Below are 21,605 nucleotides of genomic sequence, written 5' to 3'. Positions count from 1 at the left end.
TCGTATGGCCCGGGCCCGTCGTATGACGTCGAGCCAATCGCGGGCGTCGAGGGTGCTGGCGTAGATCCTGACGTCTTCCCACCACACCCAGACGTCTGGGTGGGGGTCGGGTCTGTTGATCACCCATGCGGGGTGCTGCAGCCCACGGTCGAACGGTTTACGCCTCCGAGGCATGGGTCTCCCTCCGCTGTCCATTGGTGTGGATCGTGTAGACGTGGGGGAACACGTCGAACACCGCGGCGGGGTCGGTGTCGAACAGGTGCATGACGTACTGGTAGGCGTCGTCCCACCAGGCTCCGGGGTCCTGTCCCGGGCCTGGCCCGTTGATCACCCAGGACGGGTGCCGGCTGTCCTCGTCTGGTCGTCGTCGCCGGGGCATCAGTACCTCCGCGCCCGGTAGGCGCCGCGGGTTCGGGACTGCTCGTCGGGGTCCTCGAGGCTGGGGAGGTTGAGTGTGGCGAGGATCGTGGCGAGCTGCTTGATGTGGGCACGCTGTTCGGCGAGGGCAGGGTTAGCGCGGAGTCCTTGCGGGGACGCGATGGTGTACCCGTGGTTCTCGATCTCTTTCTCTAGGGCTTGGACCTTGTCTGCGGTGCGGCACGCAATTTCGAGCAGTGGGATGTTGTGTTCTTCGATCTCAAACTCGGCGGTGACCGTGTCCCAGATGCGCCGGCCCTTGGAGCCGAGGTTTCGGGGGGTGCGCGGTTGCTGCGGTGCGGTGGTGACGGGGCGCAGGTGCCGCTGCTCCTGGCCGTCCTGCTGGTGCTGTTGCATGGGTCCTCCTGGGACAAGGCAGGGCCCGCACTCGGTGGTGAGTGCGGGCCCTGCGGGTCTTACTGGTGGTGCGGTGGACTAAGAGACAACCACGCGGGACGCGCGGCGATTCTTCGGGGCGTCTGCTTCGACAAGGTTCTCGGGGTCCTCGGGGTCCCACTCGACCTGACGGATGCCGTACCCGTTGTGCACCTGCTTGATCTCCATAGGCCGGGGTGCCCGGTATGCCCTCATGTCGTCCAGGTCAGTCGGGGCGACGATCTCCACCCCGAGTGCGAGGAGCGCGGACCAACGGCGGCAGTTGCCTTCCGTCTTAGAAAATGCTTCGTACACGCGGCGTCGGTGTGCGTCTCCGGGGTTGGTGGCGAGCGGGATGACCCGGTCCGGGGTTGCGCCGGCCCAGCCTGCGAGGTTGGCGGCGTCGGTGAGGACGGTAAGGGACTGGTCGAGGGTCGCGGCGTGCTGCTGCGCGTCCATCCACGCGGCCCGATCCTTCTGGGTCATCTTCACGACAGCGCTTGCGTCGGTCTCGGGGTCCACGAGGCTAGCTGCCTTCGTGAACTTCTGCGCGGCGTCGTTGAAGGTCGCGGCGGCGGCTTCGTACACCTCAGCGGCAACCTCCCGGTAAGCCTTGAACGCCTCCGTGTAGATCACATCGGCAACGGCGTTGCGCACGGTGGCGTCCTGCACGGTTCCGGCGTTGGCGGCTGCGAGGGCGAGGACGTGGAACGTCTGGAGGTCCTTGGAGTCACTGAGGACGGCTTCCGCCACGAGCGGGGCGAGGTTGCGGTCCACCTGCTGGTAAGCGCTCCAGGACGCAGCGATGGCGTCGAGGGGCGGGCACTGGGTCCCGGTGGCCTCGAGGACGCGGCGGGTGCTGGTGAGGTACTGGGACAGGGATGCGGCGGTGATGGTGTTCAAGGTGTTCTCCTCAGATGTTGTTGTTGAGAGCGGCCCCGACGATGCGGGCGAGAGCCTCGTCGTCGTTTAAGGCGATGGGGCGGGATGCCTGTCGGGGTGCCTGGTGGTCGCCTAGGCCGTCGTCGTGGCGGTCCTGTTCGTCCTGATTGGCGTTCTCGAGCGCCTTGCGGAGCAGAGTCTCGATGTCGTGGTTACGGGTCACGCTGCGTTCCTTCGGTTGGTTTCGATGACGTCCACGACTTCGTCCGCTAAGCGGAATGCGCCGTCTTCGGTCAGGGTCATATGGAGGAATCCGTTAGTGAAGATTGCTACCCCGGTTTCGGTGATCCCTCCGGGGCATTCGAGAATCGCGGTCTTGGCGTAGACGTTTTCCGAGTCACGGTGAGATTTTTCCCAAAATTTAGGGCGGGAGTAAAAGGGCCTATCCATTGTTCGAGTTTTCCTTATCGTGTTGTTCCGCCAAATCGATTAGCAGGTTCGATACGGCGTAAATGTCTTCGTGCGGAATGAATACGGAGTTAGACCCCCGTCTAATCCATATGCCGGGGACACGTGCCCCGTTCGCGCCGACGTGGAACTGGTAATACCTGACGTGGGTTTCCCCGGGCGTGTAATGCGTCATGAGGCTTCCCGCGCTGCTGGCAGTACTGGCACCCCGGTCATGACTGGCCCCCGTTCAACCGCGACTGCACCGGTGCGGTGGCGAGGTCATCCCGCGCCCGGCGCAACCTGACGTTGGCGGCGTCGAGACTGCGGACGAGATCTTGCAGCTCCGCCTTCGTCTTGGCGAGCTTCAGCATTTGGTCCACACGCTGCTCGTCAAGGTCGCTCATGCCGCCTCACCCTTGTCGATGCGCCGGCAGGTGAAGCAGGCCCCCGGACGAGGAGCACCCTGGTGGATGGGGCAGGTCTCCGAAGGGGTCACGCCCTCGTGCACTGACCCCTTTGACGCCTTTGACGCCTTGGGGGTGTCGGTGACACCTTCGGTGACTTCCGTGACACCTTGGGGCTGACTATGGGAAACGCCCATATATGGGGGCTCATGCGCTGCCAAGGTGTCAAAGGTGTCACTGCCTGCGTGCGCGACACCTTCAGTGACCCCTTCGTCCTCCACGCGCCACACCCAGCCGCCCTGGTACGCCCGGGACTTCTCCGAGACGATGCGCGGGTCCTTGCAGCGCTTCCGTGCATTCTTGATCTCGTCCCGGGTGAACCCGGTGGCAAGACCGGCCTTGATCACGTCCCCGGCGTTGCCCTCACGCCCGGCCTGGGACCGCAAGTGATCGAGCAGGAACGCCTGGGCCGCGTTGCGGTCCTCGTCGTCCCCACCGTCCACGTGCTCCCGGTTGATCACGTCGGAGACAGTCACGTCCGACTCACCCAGGAACCGGACCCGGGCAACCTCCGCTACCCCGTCCTCGGTTGGGACGTCCACGGACTCCAAGGCGAACTTGTAGGAGCCGGTGCCGGTGCCGTAGTTGTTCTTGTCCTGCGTCAGAATCCGTTCCCCGGTCTCCTCGTCGGCGGCGAACGCCAGGTAGGAGCGGGTGACGTCGCGCCACGCGTGGGAGCCGGACAGCTTGTTGGATACGCTGCCGGCACCTTTCCCGAAGTGATTGATCAAGCTCATGGACAGCTCGTGCCGCTGCGCCAGCGCCATCAGAGGCCCATAGGCGTTGCGGACGTCCTGCACCTTGTTCATGTCGCCGGACATCAGCGCCGGGGCCGGGTCGATGATGACCAGCCGCGCCCCGGTTTCCTTGACCGCCTCCTCGAGTTCGGTGACGTCCAAGGGGAACCGGAGTTCCCGCTGCATGCTGAACGCCTCCGTGGTGGTCTCCACGGCGATGGAGTACACCCGGTCGAGGTCCGCGCTGGCGGCGATGAGACGGGGCACGACGACGGTGTCCCAGTCGTCCTCTGGCCCCATGTAGATCACCGCGCCGCGTGTCCCGTGGAGGTCTCCGGGGAGCTCCCCCCGGGTGAGCTGCCCGGCGATATCGAGCATGAACGTGGACTTTCCCTCGCCACCCTTGCCCGCGCAGATGGTGCCCGTGCCCAGTGGGATCACGCCATCCCCACCCGGTGCCCACAACCATTTCTGCCGGCGCGGTTTGATCATCGACGCGGGCGTGAGCAACAGCCGCTTCAGTGCCTCATCGCTCATGCGGTCACCTGCCGTGCTCTGAACATTCGATGGAGCTCCTGGTGGGTCATGTTCTTGTGGACTCGCCCAGCGTGGAACTTCCGGGCGAAAGGGTAGAGAAGGTCGTCGTCCGGGCCGGTGCCACGGTCGAGGGCTGCTGCGAACTGTGCTCCTATGTCGGTCACTGGGTCCCCCCAATCAACTCGGGCGCCGGGCCGCTGAGCACTCCAGCCAGGAAGATGGCGACATGAGCGCCGGCGATGATGACGGGTAGCGCAAAGCGCTTCACGAGGCCGGTCACGTCCGCACCATCGCTTTGGAGTTGACGCCCTGCGTCGTTCCGATAATCTGGTGGTAAGACATATGGTTCTCTCCTAAAGGAATCGTTTAGGCCCAGCTGCTCGTCTTGCCGGACGTGGAAGCAGCGGGGCCTTTGTCGTTAAAAAGGCATGGTTGTTAGCGCCACCGTGGGCGCTACGCCGGGATTCTGGCTCCCGGTGAACCGTCTATTCGTCACTTCAAATAAGCGCCCGTGTCGTTTTCTGCCGGGCTGACCGCCGTCCGCTCAGCGGTTCTCCTGCCGACCCTCCTGGAGCCACCGCTCCACGTCGCTGGGAAGGTAGAAAACCAAATGGCCTCGTTTGATGAAGGCGGGTCCGGTTCCCCGGTGGCGCATCTGCGCTAGTGCCTGCTCGCTGACGCCAAGCCACTGGGCAACCTGCGGCCCGCGTACGGGCTTCTCGATCGTGTCCATGTTCACCTCCCCTCCAGATCAATCTCACGAGATGTGTTGGCTCGCGATGTAGCTTCAGCATACCCACGTGATGTGTTGGGATGCAAGTACATCTTGTGAGAAAGTTGATGCATGGCTGAAGAAGGCACGATGAATCGACGTTTCCGCGAGAACATGCGCCGCATACGGGAGGAGAAGGGGTGGTCGCAAGGGGAGCTTTCCCGTCGGCTGGTGGACTCGGGCTTGTCGGTGTTCCACCAGACCACGATCACGAGGATCGAGAATGGGTCCCGCCCCGTAAAACTCGACGAGGCCGGCGTAATAGCAGAAGCACTTGGCGTCACCCTTGAAGTGATGACCTACGACTCCATGTCCGCAGCCGTCGCGGGAATGGTCCGGCAGGCCTCTGAGATACGAAGTGAGTTGTCCGTGTTGGGACTGCGATACGTCGAGGCGCAGCACTACCTACACAAGTCGCTGACCAAGTTCGAGGGGAGCATGGAACCTGGAGCGCGCGATCTTGCCACGGAAGTACTCGGTGAGACGGCAGGGGATGCTGCGATGATCGCTGTTCGGCACCATATGTCGGAGTATGGGTTCAACGACTACGGAGAGTTTGTGCAGGTTTATGCTCGGCACAACAAGGTCCAGCGTGGCGACAATGCCTAGGCCACCGCTCCCAATCGGCGCGTACGGGAGGATTAGCCTCACACCCACCCCAGGCGGGGCGTACGTCGCGAAGGCTAGATTTCGCGACTACGACGGTCGGACAAGACTGGTCGAACGGACCGCCGGCTCTAAAGCCAAAGCGGAGAAGGCGCTCAAGGAAGCGTTCATCGACCGCGCCACGCCCTCAAACGAAGACATCACCGGTGACACCCGCATCCATGCACTCGCTGCCGCCTGGTGGGTGGGTTTCCTCGAGAAGGACCGTGCGCCAGCCACCGTGCGCCGGTACAAAGAAGTTCTCGACTCATACGTCCTGCCGAAACTCGGCGGGGTCCGTATCCGTGAAGCATCCGTAGGGCTGTTGGACAACGCGCTCCGCTCCGTGCGGGACAAGCATGGTGCGCCCACGGCGAAGCTCTGCCAAACCGTGCTCCGTCAGATGTTCGCCCTCGCTGCGCGCCGCAACGCCGTACCCATGAACCCGATGCGCGACGTCGAGCCCGTACATGTCGAGCACAAGGCCGTTCAAGCACTCACGGTTCCCCAGGTCCAAGACCTGCGTTCCAAGCTCTCAGGGGACGTCCTGGACGTCTTAGACGTGCTGCTCGCGACCGGGGGCCGCATCGGTGAAGTACTCGCGATCCGGTGGGAAGACGTCGAGCTGAACGGCACCAAGTCACGGGTGTCCATCACGGGCACCGTCGTTCGATCCGACAAGGGATTGATCCGTCAGGACAGGCCGAAGTCCGCGGGGTCCATGCACCGGCTGTTCCTGCCCGAGTTCGGCGCTGACGTGTTCCGTCGGCGGGCCGAGGTTTGCGAGTTCGTGTTTCCGAACAACGCCGGCAAGCTCTGGGAGCCAACCAACTTCCGCAAAATCTGGCGCGAAGCCACGAAGGACGCCGGCTACGGGCATGTAAACCCGCACCTGATCCGGGCGACAGTGGGCACACTGCTCGCACGGGCCGAGGGCGTGCCTGCTGCGTCTGCTCAGCTCGGGCACTCATCCGAGACGATCACGGTCCGCCACTACGTCGAGAAGCTGGCGGACGCGCCCGATGCATCGGATGCGCTCGAGGTGTTCGGGGCGTAAGCGTTGGGTTTGCGTTGAGTTGGTCACCTGCGAACGAAAAAGCAACCCCCTCTCACTGGCATTAGGCCTAGTGAGAGGGGGTCTCTTGTGCCCCAGGAGGGAGTCGAACCCCCGACCAAGAGATTAGAAGGCTCCTGCTCTATCCACTGAGCTACTGGGGCGTGCCGCCCGGGACCGCGTCCCGGGCACCGCGGTCGAGTTTATCAACTCGCGGGGGCCGCACTTGCTCCTCAGATCACGGCGCTCTGCACCGGGGGCTGGTAGTGGCCGCGGAAGAGTCGCCGGGTCGCCGGGTCGATGAACCACAGGTACACGCCGTAGGAGAGGGCGACGACCGCCGCGATCAGCCGGCCGGAGCTGAGGTCGAGGTCGAGGTACGGGAAGACGTCCAGCTGGTCGGAGACCGCGTAGATCATGAAGAAGACGGTGAGGAAGAACAGGATGTCGACCTGCCAGTCGCTGCGGATTCCCGTGACCGCGAACAGCGGGATGAGCCACACCACGTACCAGGCCTGGATCATCGGGGAGAACAGCACGATCGCGGCGAACGCCCAGGTCAGTCGGCGGATGATGCGCTCGTCCCGGCCCACGAACATCAGCCAGAGGATGACGGGCACCGCGAGGGCCTGGCCGGCCGCGTGGACCACCTCCCGCCACTGGCCCGCGTCGGCGCCCACGGCCGCGGCCAGGGTGGTGGCGAGCACGCCGGCGAGACCCACCGGGGCGTACCAGATGGACACGGAGCCGGGGGTGGACATGGCGGAGACCCAGCCGAAGCCGAAGCCGTTGAGCAGACCCATCAGCCCGAGCAGGGCGATCGCGTAGAGGAGGACCAGGAACCAGATGACGAAGCGGCGGGTCCACGACGCGTTCCGGCCCGCCCACAGCAGGCCGATGAAGGGCAGGAAGACGAGGGTGATGGGCTTGATCGCCACGGACAGCGTGACGAGCGTGGTCCCGAGCAGACCGCCCTTCCAGTTGCGGTGCGCAGCGGCCGCGTAGGTGCCGCCGAGGGCGAGGGCGATCATGATGGCGTCGTTGTGCACGGAGACGACGAAGTTCGTGAGGAACAGGGGGTTGGCCACGCTGAGCCACAGGGCCCGGGCCGGGTTGATGCCGTGCAGCCGCGCGAGCCGCGGGATCAGCCACATGCAGGCGATCACGGCGAGCACGCACATCCCCCGGAACCAGAGCACCGCGGCGTCCGGGTCCGCGCCGGTGACGGCCACCACGAACTGCTCGAGCCACAGGAAGAGCGGCCCGTAGGGCGGCGGGGACTCCGACCACATCTGGTCGGCCCCGAGCTGGAAGAAGTTGTCGATCGTGGAGACGCCGTGCTCGTAGGGGTTCAGCCCGCTGGCCATCACCCGGCCCTGGCCGATGTAGGAGTACACGTCCCGGCTGAACAGGGGGATCGTCACGAGCATGGGGGCGGCCCACGCCGCGATGGCGATGAGCACCCACCGGCCGCTGCCAGGTCCCCACGTGTTGAGCTTCTGCCCCAGGCGCAGCCACTCGCGGATCAGGAGCATCCCGCCCACGGCGAGCAGGAGGATGGAGACGATCACACCGGTGGTCGTGAAGCGCATGCCGATGATGACCGGCGCCTGCCGCAGCGGGGAGACGGAGGCGAGCCAGCCGACGCCCAGGGAGCCGACCAGGAGCATGAGCGACCCGAGCGTGCCCATGAGCACCGTCCGCAGGAGCGAGTCGGAGTCGTACCACGAGCTCCCGGGATCCGCCGGCGGCCGGACGCCGTCGGGTCCCTCGCCCGGCACCGGCGTCGTCGAAGTGGTCTGCACTGCTCTCCCGATGCGCCCGTCCGGTGGTTGCGGGCGCCCCGGCTGGGCGCAGCACGGACCCGTGGTCGCCCCGATCCTATCCCCGGCTCCTCGGGGAGTCCCCGACCGGCCCCGGCGGCGACCGGCGGCGTCGGGGCGGCACGGTAGATTGTCCGGGTGGCTAATTCGAACGGACGCATTGTGTGGATCGACTGCGAGATGACGGGGCTGTCCATCGAGGACGACGCCCTGATCGAGGTCGCGGCGCTCGTCACCGACGACGAGCTCAACGTCCTCGGGGAGGGTGTCGACGTCGTGATCCGCCCGGACGAGGCGGCGCTGGCGCAGATGGGGGACTTCGTGCGCAACATGCACACCTCCTCCAAGCTGCTCGACGAGCTCCCCTCCGGTCTGACGATGGAGCAGGCGCAGGAGCAGGTCCTCGCCTACATCAAGGAGTGGGTGCCCGAGCCCGGCAAGGCCCCGCTGGGCGGGAACTCGGTGGGCACGGACCGCACGTTCCTGGTGCGCGACATGCCGGAGCTCGTGGCCCACCTGCACTACCGCGTGATCGACGTCTCCACCATCAAGGAGCTCTCCCGCCGGTGGTTCCCGCGCGCCTACTTCCAGGCCCCGCCGAAGACCGGCAACCACCGGGCCCTGGGCGACATCCGGGACTCGATCGACGAGCTGCGGTACTACCGCCGCGCCGTGTTCGCCGCCGAGCCGGGGCCGGACTCGGAGACCGCGAAGGGCATCGCCGCGGAGATCGCCGCGTCCCGCACGGGCGCCTGAGTCCCCCGTCCGGGCCGGGACCCCGGCCCGGACGGTCGGGGGTCCCGGCGTGGTCCGGAGCCCTCCGGGAATGCGGTACACTCGTATGCGTTGCCCAGCGGAAGCACGGTCTTCCGGCGGGCGTTCATGGTGGGCGTAGCTCAGTTCGGCAGAGCGCCTGGTTGTGGTCCAGGAGGTCGCGGGTTCAACCCCCGTCGCTCACCCACCGTGAAAGGCCGTCCCGTTGACTCGGGGCGGCCTTTCGTCGTTCCCGAACCGGTTCGAAGGGGCGCAGGCCCCGGCAAGTCGAAGGAAGTGCGTCATGGCCGTCCGTCCCGTGGTGATCACCGGCGATCCCGTCCTCCACCGCCCCGCCGCCAAGGTGGCGCAGTTCGACGAGGACCTGCGCGCCCTCGTGGCAGACATGTACGAGACCATGGACGCCGCCCACGGCGTGGGGCTCGCCGCCCCGCAGATCGGCGTGGGGCTGCGGATCTTCACCTACACGTTCCAGAACGACGACGATGTGGCGCCGCGCGGGGTGCTCGTCAACCCCGTGCTGACCCCGGGCCGGATCTCGCAGGAGGCGCCGGACCCGGACGAGGAGTCCGAGGGCTGCCTGTCCGTGCCCGGCTACAGCTGGCCGCTGAAGCGGGCGGACTGGGTCCGGGTCGGCGGCTTCGACGTGGAGGGCCGGCCGGTGGACTTCGAGGCCACCGGGTGGTTCGCCCGCGTCATGCAGCACGAGTACGACCACCTGGACGGCAAGCTCTACGTGGACCGGCTCAACGACAAGTGGGGCCGGAAGGCGCGCCGGGCGGTCAAGGCCGAGGGCTGGGGCCGCGGCGGCCACACCTGGACCCCCGGCGTCGACGAGGACCCGTTCGGCCACTGATCCGTGCGCGCACCGACCTCGGTGCGCGCACCGGGCTCAGTCCTCGGTGCGCACGACGACGAGCTCGCCCGCCGAACGGGCCGTGGGCTCCGTCAGCTCGGCCCGCCAGCGCTCCTGCGCCGCCGCGAGCAGGTCCAGCGGCGTCTCCAGGCGTTCGCCGGCGGCGGCGCGCTCGACGAGGTGCCGGGCCAGCAGGCCCCGGGTGTGTTTGGCCATGTGCGAGACGATCTGACGCCTCCCGTGCCGCTCCCGCACCACCTTCACCCCCACCGTCCGGGCCCGGGGGCCTCGCCACGCCGCCGCGTAGGCGGCCGACCGGCAGTCCACGACGAGCCCGTCCCCGGCCGCGGGCTCCAGCACCGCGGGCAGGTGGTGCTTCCAGTGCGCCGCGAGCCTGCCGAGCCCCGGCAGCGCGGCGCCCATGGACAGGCGGTAGGCCGGGATCCGGTCGTCGGGGCGCACCGCGCCCCACAGCGCCGAGACGACGACGAGGGACGCTGCCGCGGCGGCCCGCTGCGCCCCGGTCATCCCGGCCGGGTCGAGGGCGTCGTAGAGCACCCCGGTGTAGACGCTGAGGGCCGGTGCGGCCGGCTCGGCGCCCAGCCGGGTGTTGCGCTCGACCTCGCCCCGCAGCCGCTCCCCCACGCCCAGCACCTCGAGCGCGTCCTCGCGGGCGCTCGTCGCGGCCAGCTCGGCGAGCACCTGCTCCCGGGCGGCCGTGAGCTCGGGGAAGGACAGGACGGCGGGGTCCACGGGGGCGCCGGCGCCGGGGGCGGTCTTGGTCTCGGAGGGCGGGAGGAGGATCAGCACTCGCAGCAGTCTAGTGACCCCGCGGGCCGGTCCGGGCGCCCCGGACCGGCGGGTAGGATGGGCCTCGGACAGGTCGGCCGGGTGACCGCGGGCCGCGCAGCTCCGGCTGTCGCGGCGCGAGGAAAGTCCGGGCTCCGCAGAGCAGGATGGTGGGCAACGCCCACTCGGGGAGACCCGCAGGAAAGTGCCACAGAGAACAGACCGCCCGCCCCCGGTCCGTCCGGGCGGCGGGTCAGGGTGAAAAGGTGGTGTAAGAGACCACCAGCGCGCCGGGTGACCGGCGCGGCTCGGTAAACCCCATCCGGAGCAAGGCCAGACAGGGTGCGTCCGAGGGCTGCTCGCCCGAGCACCCGGGTAGGCCGCTCGAGCCCACCGGCAACGGTGGGCCTAGATGGATGGTCACCGGCACGGCACGGGCGACCGGCCGTGCGCACAGAACCCGGCTTACAGGCCGGCCTGTCCCCCGCACCGCGCGCTCCGGCGCCGCTCCGGGCTCGAGCGGTGCCGGGAAGCCTCAGGGGCGGACGAGGAGCACGCCGCACTCGGGGCACGTCAGCACCTCGTCCGGGGCCGCCGCCCGGAACGTCGCGGCGTCCGTGGGGCTGAGGGCCGTTCCGCAGGACCCGCACGCGGTGTCCCGCAGCTCCGCGGCCGCCGGCCGGTCGGTGCCGCGCCCGGTCCGGATCTTCTCGTACCGTGCCAGCAGCCCGGGGTGCCCCACGCCCTCCGCGGCGGCGGGGCGCGCGCCGGCCAGCTCGTCCCGCTCGGCCGTCAGGGCGCGGCCCTCCGCGTCCCGGGCCTCGACCCGGCGCCGGGCCTCCGCGTCGGCCTCCTTGAGCCGCGGCGTGATGCGGGCCCGGTGCGCCACGGCGTCCTCGAGCTCCTGCATGACCTCCAGCTCCGCCTCCTCCGCCTCGGCCAGCTGCCGGGTCCGGGTGTCGATCTCGTGCTGCAGGCCCATGAGGTCCTTGGCGGAGCCGCCCTGCTCGAGGCGCCGGCGGTCCTTCTCGATGGAGGCCTGGACGCGGGCGACCTTCTGCTCGGCGGCGGCCAACCGGTCCCGGACGTCCTGCTCGGCGGATCCGAGCTCCTTGGCGGTGGCGATCGCCCGGGCCCTGAGCTGCAGCGCGGCGGCGACCTCGGGGTCGGTCTGCAGCTCCGCGATCCGGGCGGTGATCCGGCGCAGCCGGGCGTCCACCCGCTCGAGCTCCAGCAGGGCTCGTTGCTGCTCGGGCGTGGCGGTGCTCATGCGGGTCCTCCTGCGGTCGGCGCGGCGGGGTCGGGGGCGGAACGGTCGTGGCCGGAGCGGACGAGGTCGGACCCGTCGTGGCCGGGGTGGTCGAGGCGGAAGTCCCACGGGTCGGAGCACCGCTCGGAGACGTCGACCTGGACGTCGTGGCCGCCCGCCGCGAGCGCCTCCCGCAGCGCGGCGGCGCCCACGGGCAGCCACAGCCACTCGCTCGCGAAGTGGGAGAGGTCCACGAGGTACGGGGTGCCGCCGGCGTCGGGGCCCAGTGCGGCCTCGCGCGCCTCGGACGCCGGATGGTGGCGCAGGTCCGCGGTCACGTAGACGTCGGCCCCGGAGGACCGCACCTCGTCGAAGAGCGAGTCCCCGGCTCCCCCGCACACGGCGACACGCCGGACGAGGGCGTCGGGGTCCCCTGCCACCCGGACCCCGTGGGCGGTGGGCGGCACGGCGTCGGCCAGGCGCCGGGCCAGCTCCCGCAGGCGCACGGGCCGCGCCAGGTCCCCCACGCGCCCGATGCCCACGGCCGGATCGGCGGGGTGCGGCGCGAGGGGCGTCGTCGTCGTGAGTCCGGCGGCCCGTGCCACGGCGTCCGAGACGCCGTCCGGGGCGGAGTCCGCGTTGGTGTGGCAGGCGAGCAGGGCGCACCGGTGCTCGATGAGCTCGTGCACCACGGCGCCCTTGAAGCCGTCGGCGGCCACGGACGTCACGCCGCGCAGGAGCAGGGGGTGGTGGGTGACCAACAGGTCGGCGCCGGTGGACACGGCCTCGGCGACGACCCCGGCCACGGGGTCCACGGCGAACAGGATCCGGCGCACGGGCTGGTCGGGGCGGCCGGTGACGAGCCCGCTGGCGTCCCAGGGCTCCTGCAGGTGCATCGGCCACAGCCGCTCGACGGTCTGCAGCACCTCCGACAGGGAGGGGGCGGGCCGGGGCGGGGACGTGCTCTGCTCGCTCATGCGCTCCAGTCTAGGAGCCCGTTCCGCGCCGGCCGCCGAGGCGGGTGCGGGAATGATGCGGGCCGTGCGGTGTTGTACGGGTCATGGTCTTCTCCACGCACGACGACGCACGCCCCGCCCCCGATCCCCGCCCCGCCGCGACGGACCCCGCCGCGACCGAGACGTTCGTGCTCGCGGGCGGGTGCTTCTGGTGCCTCGACGCCGTCTACCGGATCACCCGGGGCGTCACCTCCGTGGTCTCCGGCTACACCGGCGGCGACCCCGGGCGCGCCGACTACTACGCGGTGTGCACGGGCACGACCGGTCACGCCGAGGCGGTCGCCGTGACCTTCGACCCGTCGGTGGTGCCGGCGGACGTGATCCTGGACCTGTTCTTCACCGGTCACGACCCGACCACCCTCAACCGGCAGGGCTACGACGTGGGCTCCCAGTACCGGTCCGCCATGTTCTGGGCCGACGAGGCCCAGCGGGAGCTGTTCGAGCAGTCGATCCGCCGCACGCAGCCGGCGTGGGACCAGCCGATCGTCACGACCCTGGAGCCGCTGGGCCCGTTCTGGGAGGCGGAGCCCGAGCACCAGGACTTCTACGCCGCGCAGCCCTGGAACGGCTACTGCCAGGTGATCATCAACCCCAAGCTGGCGAAGGTCCGGAAACGTTACTCCGCGTGGCTTACCGCGTAGTAGCGCTTGCGGGGCCTGGCTAGGCTGAGCTAGGACCGCGCCGCCGCGGGCCCCCCAGAGCACCGGCGGCCGCAGCACGACCCGAGCAGCACCCAGATCCGACAGAGAACCGACCACGCAGAAACCGAGGTACGCACATGCCGAAGATCTACAACGACGTCACCGAGATCGTGGGCCGCACCCCGCTCGTCCACCTCAACCGGCTCGACGAGGGCCTGCCCGGCAACGTCGCCGTGAAGCTGGAGTTCTACAACCCGGCGAACTCCGTCAAGGACCGGATCGGCGTGGCCATCATCGACGCCGCCGAGAAGTCCGGCCAGCTGAAGCCGGGCGGCACGATCGTCGAGGGCACCTCCGGGAACACCGGCATCGCGCTGGCCATGGTCGGCGCCGCCCGCGGCTACAAGGTCATCCTGACCATGCCGGAGACCATGTCCACGGAGCGCCGGGTCATGCTCCGCGCCTACGGCGCCCAGATCGTGCTCACCCCGGGCGCTGAGGGCATGCGCGGCGCCGTGGAGAAGGCCCAGGAGATCGTCGACAGCACCGAGAACGCCGTCCTGGCCAAGCAGTTCGCCAACGAGGCCAACCCGGCCATCCACTACGCGACCACGGGCCCGGAGATCTGGGAGGACACCGACGGCCAGGTCGAGGTGTTCGTCTCCGGCGTGGGCACCGGCGGCACCATCACGGGCGCGGGCCGCTACCTGCGCGAGCAGAAGCCGGACGTGCGCCTCGTCGTCGTCGAGCCGGCCGACTCGCCCCTGCTCACCGAGGGCAAGGCCGGGCCGCACAAGATCCAGGGCCTCGGCGCGAACTTCGTCCCCGACAACCTCGACCGCGAGATCTACGACGACGTCTACGACGTGACGGTCGAGGACTCCGTGCGGGTCGCCCGCGAGCTCGGCACCAAGGAGGGCATCCTCGGCGGGATCTCCTCCGGCGCCATCGTGTGGGCCGCCCTCCAGGAGGCCGCCAAGGAGGAGAACCGGGACAAGCTGATCGTGGCGATCGTGTGCGACTTCGGCGAGCGCTACATCTCCACCCTGCTCTACGAGGACATCCGGGGCTGAGCCGCGCCATGGGCCCACGACCCGTCCCCTCCGGGAATAGCGTCGCCTGCCGGTGACGTTGCCCCCGGTGGTGGGCGGGTCGTTCCCGTCCGCGCCCCAACACGTCCCGCCGGTCCCGGCGGGCCAGGACCCCCGCCACCGGAAGAACAGAGGTAGACCGTGAGTTTCTGGAGCAGACTCGCCGAGGATCTGCAGACGGCCCGGACGCACGACCCGGCCGCGCGCTCCCGGGTGGAGATCGCCCTCAACTACTCAGGTCTGCACGCCATCTGGATCCACCGCCTGTCGCACCGGCTGTGGCAGCAGCCCGACCGGCGGCTGCTGGCCCGTACGGTCTCCCAGCTCGGCCGCTTCCTGACGGGCGTGGAGATCCACCCGGGGGCGACCATCGGGCGCCGCTTCTTCATCGACCACGGCATGGGCGTGGTCATCGGGGAGACCGCGCAGATCGGCGAGGACGTGATGATCTACCACGGGGTGACCCTGGGCGGGCGCTCCCTGGAGAAAGTCAAGCGGCACCCCACCGTGGGCGACCGCGTGGTGATCGGCGCCGGGGCGAAGATCCTGGGCCCCGTGGAGATCGGCGCCGACTCCGCCGTGGGCGCCAACGCCGTGGTGGTCAAGGACGTGCCGGAGGACTCGATCGTGACCGGGATCCCCGGCAAGGTCCGCCCGCGCACCTCCGAGAAGCAGCAGCCCCTCGTGGACCCCTCCAGCTACATCGACCCCGCGATGTGGATCTGATCCCGTCCCGCCCCGGCCGTCCGCACGTCTACCGCGCCTCCGGTCGCTGACGGGCTCCCGCGCCGCGAGCCGCCCGCCCCCATCACGACGCCGGCCGGCCGCCCCCGGGACGGGGACGGCCGGCCGGCGTCGTCGTGCGGGGTCCCGGTCAGGAGACGACCTCGGAGCGGTCCCCGCTCCACAGGGTGTGGTAGGTCCCCTCGGCGTCGTCGGTGCGCCGGTAGGTGTGGGCGCCGAAGAAGTCGCGCAGACCCTGCGTCAGGGCCGCGTTGAGCCGGGGCCGGCGCAGCGAGTCGTAGTAGTTCAGCGTGGTGGCGAACACCGGCGCGGGGATGCCCCGCTCCACGGCCCGGGCCACGACGCGCCGCCAGGACGGCAGGGCCTCCTCGACGGCGGCGACGAACTCCGGGGCGAACAGCAGGTTCAGCGGCTGCTTGTCCCCCTTGTACGCCTCCATGATGACCTCGAGCAGCTCCGCCCGAATGATGCAGCCCTCCCGCCACAGGCCCGCGATGGTCGCGAGGTCCAGGTCCCAGCCGTACTCCCGGCCAGCCATGGTGAGCATGTCGAGGCCCTGGGCGTAGCTGACCAGCTTCGAGGCGTAGAGGGCCTTGCGCACGTCCTCCACGAACTCGGGGTCGTGCACGACGTCCTCGGTGGTGCCGCCGATGCCGGCGGGCAGCACGCGCTGCGCCTCGAGGCGCATCTCCGGCTCGGCGGAGGACAGCGCCCGGGCGAAGACGGACTCGGCGATCGCGGTGACCGGGGAGCCGAGCTCGAGGGCCTCCTGGACGGTCCAGCGGCCGGTGCCCTTCTGCCCCGCGGCGTCCACGATCACGTCGATGAGGGGCTGGTCCGTGCGGGCGTCGACCTGGCGCAGCACGTGCGCGGTGATCTCGATGAGGTAGGAGGCCAGCTCGGTGCGGTTCCACTGCTCGAAGACGTCGGCCTGCTCGGCCGGCTCGAGCCCGGCGACGGAGCGCAGCAGCTCGTGCGCCTCGCCGATGACCTGCATGTCGGCGTACTCGATGCCGTTGTGCACCATCTTCACGAAGTGGCCGGCGCCGTCCGTGTCGATCCAGGCGCAGCACGGCGTGCCGTCCTCCGCCTTGGCCGCGATGTCCTCGAGGAGGGGGCCGAGGGAGTCGTAGGACTTGCGGGGGCCGCCGGGCATGATGGAGGGCCCGAGCAGGGCGCCCTCCTCACCGCCCGAGACGCCGATGCCCACGAAGTCCAGGCCCTTCTCCGCGAGCTCGCGCTCGCGGCGCCGGGTGTCCTGGAAGTAGGAGTTGCCGCCGTCGATGATGATGTCGTCCTTCTCGAGCAGCGGCACGAGCTGCTCGATGACGGCGTCCACGGGGGCGCCGGCCTTGACCATCACGAGGATGCGGCGGGGGGTCTCGAGGGCGTCCACGAGTTCCTGGAGGGTCTCCGTGCGGATGAACGTCCCCTCGTCGCCGTGGGCGTCGAGCAGGGCGTCGGTCTTCTCGACGGAGCGGTTGTGGAGGGCGACGGTGTAACCGTGCCGGGCGAAGTTGCGGGCGAGGTTCGCGCCCATGACCGCGAGGCCGGTGACCCCGATCTGAGCTTTCTGTTCTGCTGCCATGCCCCCAGCCTACAAACTCCGGGAGGGCGCTCCGTCCGGTGCGCACTTGTTGCCGCGGCCCGCCGGGGTCCTCACCGTGCTCGCCGAGGAGCGGGCCGGGCGAAAAGTCCGGACCGGAGGCCTGGCGGAGAAGTCCACGGAAGAACCTGCGTCACAATTGCCAATCCCCCCGCCGGGGCTCCTACATTGGTGGTGGAGCACGAGAGCCGGGGGGCTTGGCATGGACGCGTGGAAGAGGACACTGATCGGGACCGCGGCCTGCGCCGCCCTGTGGTCGGGCGCCGGGTTCGCACCCGCCGCGGCGGCCGCCGACGGCAAGGTCGACGTGGTCGTGGGCGCCAAGGAGGTGCTCAACGAGGCGACGATCACCCGGGCCAGCGAGAAGGCGGCCGAACTGTGCGGTGGCACGGCCTCCTCCTACGTGAAGAAGGCCCGGAAGGCCGACAGCACGGGGAGCATCGTGGTCCTGTGCACCCGGGCCGGGTCCAAGCAGGTGTACTTCCGCTAGTCGTGCACCGCACCGGCTCCCGCGGGCGGCGCGACCGGCTCGTGGTGGGTCCTACCGGGATCGAACCGATGACATCCACGGTGTAAACGTGGCGCTCTACCAGCTGAGCTAAAGACCCTGACAACCGGGTGGGCGGTTTTCGCAACCGCCGGCACCCGGTTCCCGAACAGGCTACCCGCCGGGGCGCACCGGTGCCGACCGGGTGCGGGGCCCGCCCGGCGTGAGGTTCGACATATTCGCCGTCCGCCCTACGGCCGGGCGAGTCGCCGCTCGAGCCCCACCAGGAAGGCGGTCGCGGACGCGTCGACCTTCAGCCGCGCCGCGGCGTCCCCCCGGGTGCGCCCGTGGTTGACGATCACCACTGGCACGTCGGTGCGCACCGCGTGCCGGACGAAGCGGCGCCCCGAGTTCACGGTCAGGGACGAGCCCACGACCAGCAGGGCGTCGGCGGCGTCCACCATGCGCAGCGCGCGCAGCACCCGGTGCCGGGGCGCGTTCTCCCCGAAGAACACGACGTCGGGCTTCAGGACCCCGCCGCAGACCGGGCAGTCCGGCACCCGGAACCCGGCCGTGCGCGGCACCACCGCGTCGGCGTCCGGGGCGAAGTCGATGTCGTCCGGGGACGGGATCGAGTCGTAGAAGCCCGGGTTGAGCTCGTCGAACAGGTCGGAGAGCACCGCCCGGGGAATGCGGGTGGCGCAGCGCATGCACCCGACCTGCGTGTAGCGCCCGTGCAGGTCCACGACGTTGAGGGACCCCGCGGCCTGGTGCAGGCGGTCGATGTTCTGGGTGACCACGCCCGTGACGGACCCCGACTCCTCGAGCCGGGCCAGGGCGGCGTGCCCGGCGTTGGGCCGGGCACGCGCCAGGTGGCGCCACCCGTACTGGTTGCGCGCCCAGTAGTGGCTGCGCATGGCGGCGCTGCCCATGAACTCGTCGAAGGTCATGGGGGTGCGGGGAGTCGAGCCGGGGCCGCGGTAGTCCGGGATCCCGGACTCCGTGCTGATGCCCGCGCCCGTCAGGACGGCGGTCCGCCGCCCGCTCAGGAGCGCGACCGCCCCGGCCAGGCCCGCCTCGAGCCCGGCGGCGTCGGGGTCGGGGAACTGGTCGGGGTGCACGGGGGCGCCGTGGCCGGCGCGGACGGTGGGCATCGCTGCTCGCTGGGGACCGGGCCGGCCGGGATCAGCCGTGCAGCTTGGTGAGGGCGGTGCGGTAGGCCTCGAGCTCCCGCGGCGTGCCGCGCTCCGACCGGAAGGCGTCGACGACGACGCCCTGCGCGTCCAGCACGAAGGTGGCCCGCTCCGCCAGACCGGCCACCGGGTCGAACACCCCGTAGCGCTGGGCCACCTCACCGTGGGGCCAGAAGTCGGACAGCAGGTCGAAGTCGAAGGACTCCTCCCGCGCGAACGCCCGCAGCGTGTACTTCGAGTCCACGGACACCGCGAGCAGCCTCACCCCGGCGTCGTCGAACACGGAGAGGCTGTCCTGGAGCCGGCACAGCTCGCCGGTGCAGACCCCGGAGAACGCGAACGGGTAGAACACGATCGCCACGGGGCGGCCGCGGAGGTCGCTCAGGGTCACCGGCTCGCCGAACTGGTTCTTGAGGGTGAATTCCGGGGCGGGCGCGCCGATCTCGAGCATGCGTGGTCTCCTCCGCTGGGGTCCGGGACGCCCGGTCAGACGTTGCGCTTGGGCATGAGCCGGGTCGCGGCCCAGTCCGCGCTGACGCGTGCGGTCGTGGTCACGTGCAGGCCCGCCGTGGGCGCGGCCTCCTGGACCTCCGCGGGCGGCACGTAGCCGTCGCGGCCCGCCTTGGGGGTCAGCACCCACACCACGCCGCCCTCGTCCAGGGTGGTGGTGACGTCCACCAGCGTGTCGACGAGATCACCGTCACCCTCGCGGAACCAGAGGAGCACCGCGTCGACGACCTCCTGGTCGTCCTCGTCCAGCAGGTCCGACCCGATCACTTCCTCGATGCCGTCCCTCAGGTCGAGGTCGACGTCCTCGTCGTATCCGAACTCCTGGATGTAGTCGCCATCCTTGAAACCGAGCTGGACTACCGCGTCACCCGCGGTGGTCTTGGCCTCGCTCACTGTTCTTGCTCCTTCTGGGATCGGGCCGACGAACGACGACCACGCACTGCGTACCGGTGCTGGGCTCCGCCTGCCCGTCGGCGGACCGCGGGGGCACGGTGGCGGGCCGGATACCGGCTTCACCGTCCAGACAACACCGGATCAGGGACTCTTTCAAGCTCCCGCACGGTGAGCGCCCCCGAATCATGGGGGTGACGCGTGGGGTGACACGCCGTGTGACGGCCCGCCCCGGGTGTGGAAGCATGGTCCCCACAGACACCCCGTACGCCCGAGACGGCCCCGGCGGCGCGATCCGCACGACGGGCCCGGTTCCCGGACGTCCACCCGTTCCGGGTGGCGTTCGGACAGCGGAACGGGCAACGGGTATTTTTGAGACTGTCGGACGTCCCGGCCGCGCCCTCGCGCGCGCACCCGCCCGGGATCCGTCGGGCAACTCGACGAAGAGAGGTTGAACGTGCCTTCATCCAGCAACCACCACATCCTCAGTGGCTTGACCAACAACCTGAAGGACTCCGACACCGAGGAGACCCGGGAGTGGATCGAGTCCTTCGAGGGCCTGATCGAGACGCAGGGCACGGAACGGGCGCAGTACATCATGCGCGCCCTCCTCCAGCACGCCGGTGCGAAGAGCGTGGGCGTGCCGATGGTCACCACCACGGACTACGTGAACTCGATCCCGGTGGACCAGGAGCCGGAGTTCCCGGGCGACGAGGAGATCGAGCGGCGCTACCGTGCGTTCCTGCGCTGGAACGCCGCCGTGATGGTGCACCGGGCACAGCGCCCGGAGATCGGCGTGGGCGGTCACATCTCCTCCTACGCCGGTGTGGCCACCCTCTACGAGGTGGGCCTCAACCACTTCTTCCGCGGCCCGGAGCACCCCGGCGGCGGCGACCAGGTGTTCTGGCAGGGCCACTCGGCCCCCGGCAACTACGCGCGCGCCTATCTCGAGGGCCGGCTCACCGAGGAGCAGCTGGACGGGTTCCGGCAGGAGAAGACGAAGGCCCCGAACGGGCTGCCCTCCTACCCGCACCCGCGGTCCATGCCCGACTTCTGGCAGTTCCCGACCGTGTCCATGGGCATCGGGCCGATGAACGCGATCTACCAGGCGCAGTTCAACCGCTACCTGCACCACCGCGGGATCAAGGACACCTCCGAGCAGCACGTGTGGGCGTTCCTGGGCGACGGCGAGATGGACGAGCCGGAGTCGCGCGGCCTGCTGCAGCTGGCCGCCAACGACAAGCTCGACAACCTCACGTTCGTCGTCAACTGCAACCTGCAGCGCCTGGACGGGCCGGTGCGCGGCAACGGCAAGATCGTCCAGGAGCTCGAGGCCTTCTTCCGCGGCGCCGGCTGGAACGTCGTGAAGGTCCTCTGGGGCCGCGAGTGGGACCAGCTGCTCGCCAAGGACGAGGACGGCGAGCTGGTCCGGATCATGAACGAGACCCTCGACGGCGACTTCCAGACCTACAAGGCCGAGTCCGGCGGGTTCATCCGCGACCACTTCTTCGGCAAATCCCCGGCCACCAAGGAGCTCGTCGCGGACATGACCGACGACGAGATCTGGGAGCTCAAGCGCGGCGCCCACGACTACCAGAAGGTCTACGCCGCCTACAAGGCCGCGACCGAGCACGAGGGCCAGCCGACCGTGGTCCTGGCGCAGGGCGTGAAGGGATACGGCCTGGGCAGCCACTTCGAAGCGCGCAACGCGACCCACCAGATGAAGAAGCTGACCCTGGAGGACCTCAAGGCCTTCCGCGACCACCTGCGAATCCCCATCTCGGACGAGGAGCTGGAGAGCGACCTCTACGGCGCGCCCTACTACCACCCCGGCAAGGACTCGCCGGAGGTCAAGTACCTCCTGGAGCGCCGCAAGGAGCTCGGCGGCTTCGTCCCGGACCGCCCGCACGAGCAGCACGAGATCGCGCTGCCCACCGACGCCGCGTACAAGTCCGCGAAGAAGGGCTCGGGCAAGCAGATGGCGGCCACCACCATGGCCTTCGTGCGCATCCTGAAGGACCTCCTGCGGGAGAAGGAGTTCGGCCACCGGATCGTGCCCATCGTCCCCGACGAGGCCCGCACCTTCGGCATGGACTCGTTCTT

At 69.6% G+C, this 21,605-nt stretch carries 24 protein-coding genes, 3 tRNA genes and 1 other RNA gene; 11 read left to right on the top strand and 17 right to left on the bottom strand.

Features of this window, described 5'->3' with window-relative positions:
- Window positions 1-157 precede the first annotated feature (157 nt).
- The 7 genes from RF647_RS04840 to RF647_RS04810 form a co-directional block, all read right to left on the bottom strand.
- Window positions 158-379, bottom strand: coding sequence for a hypothetical protein (locus tag RF647_RS04840; RefSeq protein ID WP_368810745.1), 222 nt, complete (start codon window positions 377-379; stop codon window positions 158-160).
- Entirely contained in the window at window positions 379-774 is a 396-nt protein-coding gene (locus RF647_RS04835) for a P27 family phage terminase small subunit (protein ID WP_368810744.1), read from the bottom strand. Before RF647_RS04835 ends, RF647_RS04840 begins: the two co-directional genes overlap by 1 nt.
- Before the next feature lie 78 nt (window positions 775-852).
- On the bottom strand, window positions 853-1,695 hold the full coding sequence (locus RF647_RS04830; protein ID WP_368810743.1) for a hypothetical protein: 843 nt from the start codon (window positions 1,693-1,695) through the stop codon (window positions 853-855).
- A gap of 10 nt (window positions 1,696-1,705) precedes the next feature.
- On the bottom strand, window positions 1,706-1,897 hold the full coding sequence (locus RF647_RS04825; protein WP_368810742.1) for a hypothetical protein: 192 nt from the start codon (window positions 1,895-1,897) through the stop codon (window positions 1,706-1,708).
- Between the two features lie 457 nt (window positions 1,898-2,354).
- On the bottom strand, window positions 2,355-2,528 hold the full coding sequence (locus RF647_RS04820; RefSeq protein WP_368810741.1) for a hypothetical protein: 174 nt from the start codon (window positions 2,526-2,528) through the stop codon (window positions 2,355-2,357).
- Window positions 2,525-3,862 (bottom strand): AAA family ATPase, encoded by a 1,338-nt coding sequence (locus tag RF647_RS04815; RefSeq protein ID WP_368810740.1) that lies wholly within the window; start codon window positions 3,860-3,862, stop codon window positions 2,525-2,527. Before RF647_RS04815 ends, RF647_RS04820 begins: the two co-directional genes overlap by 4 nt.
- Before the next feature lie 544 nt (window positions 3,863-4,406).
- Window positions 4,407-4,595, bottom strand: coding sequence for a helix-turn-helix transcriptional regulator (locus RF647_RS04810; protein ID WP_368810739.1), 189 nt, complete (start codon window positions 4,593-4,595; stop codon window positions 4,407-4,409).
- A gap of 111 nt (window positions 4,596-4,706) precedes the next feature.
- Here RF647_RS04810 and RF647_RS04805 point away from each other — a divergent pair, with 111 nt between their 5' ends.
- Window positions 4,707-5,243: a helix-turn-helix transcriptional regulator gene (locus tag RF647_RS04805; RefSeq protein ID WP_368810738.1), complete on the top strand. Its 537-nt coding sequence runs from the start codon at window positions 4,707-4,709 to the stop codon at window positions 5,241-5,243.
- Complete coding sequence (locus RF647_RS04800; protein ID WP_368811117.1) at window positions 5,236-6,336, top strand: tyrosine-type recombinase/integrase; 1,101 nt, start codon at window positions 5,236-5,238, stop codon at window positions 6,334-6,336. Before RF647_RS04805 ends, RF647_RS04800 begins: the two co-directional genes overlap by 8 nt.
- Window positions 6,337-6,424: 88 nt before the next feature.
- Here the strand turns inward: RF647_RS04800 and RF647_RS04795 are convergent.
- Window positions 6,425-6,497, bottom strand: a tRNA-Arg gene (locus RF647_RS04795).
- A gap of 69 nt (window positions 6,498-6,566) precedes the next feature.
- Window positions 6,567-8,138, bottom strand: coding sequence for a polyprenol phosphomannose-dependent alpha 1,6 mannosyltransferase MptB (mptB, locus tag RF647_RS04790; RefSeq protein ID WP_368810737.1), 1,572 nt, complete (start codon window positions 8,136-8,138; stop codon window positions 6,567-6,569).
- Between the two features lie 156 nt (window positions 8,139-8,294).
- Between mptB and orn the strand changes: the two genes are divergently transcribed.
- The 3 genes from orn (at window position 8,295) to def (ending at window position 9,786) form a co-directional block, all read left to right on the top strand.
- Window positions 8,295-8,912 carry an oligoribonuclease gene (orn, locus tag RF647_RS04785; protein ID WP_272026256.1) on the top strand — a complete coding sequence of 206 codons (618 nt, stop codon included), beginning with the start codon at window positions 8,295-8,297 and terminating at the stop codon, window positions 8,910-8,912.
- Between the two features lie 129 nt (window positions 8,913-9,041).
- Window positions 9,042-9,115, top strand: a tRNA-His gene (locus RF647_RS04780).
- A 98-nt stretch (window positions 9,116-9,213) separates the two neighbouring features.
- Window positions 9,214-9,786, top strand: coding sequence for a peptide deformylase (gene def, locus RF647_RS04775; protein ID WP_368810736.1), 573 nt, complete (start codon window positions 9,214-9,216; stop codon window positions 9,784-9,786).
- 36 nt (window positions 9,787-9,822) lie between these two features.
- On the opposite strand, the gene RF647_RS04770 is transcribed toward def, so the two are convergent.
- Window positions 9,823-10,596: a YaaA family protein gene (locus RF647_RS04770; protein ID WP_368810735.1), complete on the bottom strand. Its 774-nt coding sequence runs from the start codon at window positions 10,594-10,596 to the stop codon at window positions 9,823-9,825.
- 69 nt (window positions 10,597-10,665) lie between these two features.
- Between RF647_RS04770 and rnpB the strand changes: the two genes are divergently transcribed.
- An RNA gene (rnpB, locus tag RF647_RS04765) (RNase P RNA component class A) lies at window positions 10,666-11,059 on the top strand.
- A 51-nt stretch (window positions 11,060-11,110) separates the two neighbouring features.
- Here rnpB and RF647_RS04760 read toward each other — a convergent pair.
- Window positions 11,111-11,845: a zinc ribbon domain-containing protein gene (locus tag RF647_RS04760; protein ID WP_368810734.1), complete on the bottom strand. Its 735-nt coding sequence runs from the start codon at window positions 11,843-11,845 to the stop codon at window positions 11,111-11,113.
- Window positions 11,842-12,801, bottom strand: a complete 960-nt coding sequence (locus tag RF647_RS04755; RefSeq protein ID WP_368810733.1) for a Nif3-like dinuclear metal center hexameric protein — start codon at window positions 12,799-12,801, stop codon at window positions 11,842-11,844. The genes RF647_RS04760 and RF647_RS04755 overlap by 4 nt, the downstream gene beginning before the upstream one ends.
- 83 nt (window positions 12,802-12,884) lie before the next feature.
- Here RF647_RS04755 and msrA point away from each other — a divergent pair, with 83 nt between their 5' ends.
- The 3 genes from msrA to epsC all read left to right on the top strand — a co-directional run bounded on the left by msrA (window position 12,885) and on the right by epsC (window position 15,298).
- Window positions 12,885-13,481, top strand: coding sequence for a peptide-methionine (S)-S-oxide reductase MsrA (gene msrA, locus RF647_RS04750; protein ID WP_368810732.1), 597 nt, complete (start codon window positions 12,885-12,887; stop codon window positions 13,479-13,481).
- Between the two features lie 137 nt (window positions 13,482-13,618).
- A complete protein-coding gene (cysK, locus tag RF647_RS04745) occupies window positions 13,619-14,554 on the top strand; it encodes a cysteine synthase A (protein WP_368810731.1) in 936 nt (311 codons plus the stop codon).
- Between the two features lie 159 nt (window positions 14,555-14,713).
- Window positions 14,714-15,298, top strand: coding sequence for a serine O-acetyltransferase EpsC (gene epsC / locus RF647_RS04740; RefSeq protein WP_368810730.1), 585 nt, complete (start codon window positions 14,714-14,716; stop codon window positions 15,296-15,298).
- A 148-nt stretch (window positions 15,299-15,446) separates the two neighbouring features.
- Here the strand turns inward: epsC and gndA are convergent, their stop codons facing one another.
- Window positions 15,447-16,904, bottom strand: a complete 1,458-nt coding sequence (gene gndA, locus RF647_RS04735; RefSeq protein ID WP_031283136.1) for an NADP-dependent phosphogluconate dehydrogenase — start codon at window positions 16,902-16,904, stop codon at window positions 15,447-15,449.
- Window positions 16,905-17,124: 220 nt separating this feature from the next.
- On the opposite strand from gndA, the gene RF647_RS04730 reads away from it, so the two are divergent.
- Complete coding sequence (locus RF647_RS04730; protein WP_368810729.1) at window positions 17,125-17,412, top strand: hypothetical protein; 288 nt, start codon at window positions 17,125-17,127, stop codon at window positions 17,410-17,412.
- A 42-nt stretch (window positions 17,413-17,454) separates the two neighbouring features.
- Here the strand turns inward: RF647_RS04730 and RF647_RS04725 are convergent.
- From RF647_RS04725 to RF647_RS04710, 4 genes are all read right to left on the bottom strand, one after another.
- A tRNA-Val gene (locus RF647_RS04725) sits at window positions 17,455-17,530 on the bottom strand.
- Between the two features lie 130 nt (window positions 17,531-17,660).
- Window positions 17,661-18,563, bottom strand: a complete 903-nt coding sequence (locus RF647_RS04720) for an NAD-dependent protein deacetylase (protein ID WP_368810728.1) — start codon at window positions 18,561-18,563, stop codon at window positions 17,661-17,663.
- 31 nt (window positions 18,564-18,594) lie between these two features.
- Window positions 18,595-19,053: a peroxiredoxin gene (locus tag RF647_RS04715; protein ID WP_368810727.1), complete on the bottom strand. Its 459-nt coding sequence runs from the start codon at window positions 19,051-19,053 to the stop codon at window positions 18,595-18,597.
- A gap of 35 nt (window positions 19,054-19,088) precedes the next feature.
- Complete coding sequence (locus RF647_RS04710; protein WP_017833737.1) at window positions 19,089-19,505, bottom strand: DUF3052 domain-containing protein; 417 nt, start codon at window positions 19,503-19,505, stop codon at window positions 19,089-19,091.
- A 454-nt stretch (window positions 19,506-19,959) separates the two neighbouring features.
- Between RF647_RS04710 and aceE the strand changes: the two genes are divergently transcribed.
- On the top strand, window positions 19,960-21,605 hold a 1,646-nt coding region (aceE, locus tag RF647_RS04705), incomplete at its 3' end, for a pyruvate dehydrogenase (acetyl-transferring), homodimeric type (protein ID WP_368810726.1).

The sequence above is a fragment of the Kocuria sp. CPCC 205263 genome, from assembly GCF_040981075.1.
Classification (GTDB): Bacteria; Actinomycetota; Actinomycetes; order Actinomycetales; family Micrococcaceae; genus Kocuria; species Kocuria rosea.
Note: the sequence above shows the minus strand (reverse complement) of the source record. Positions and strands in the feature narration are given on the sequence as shown.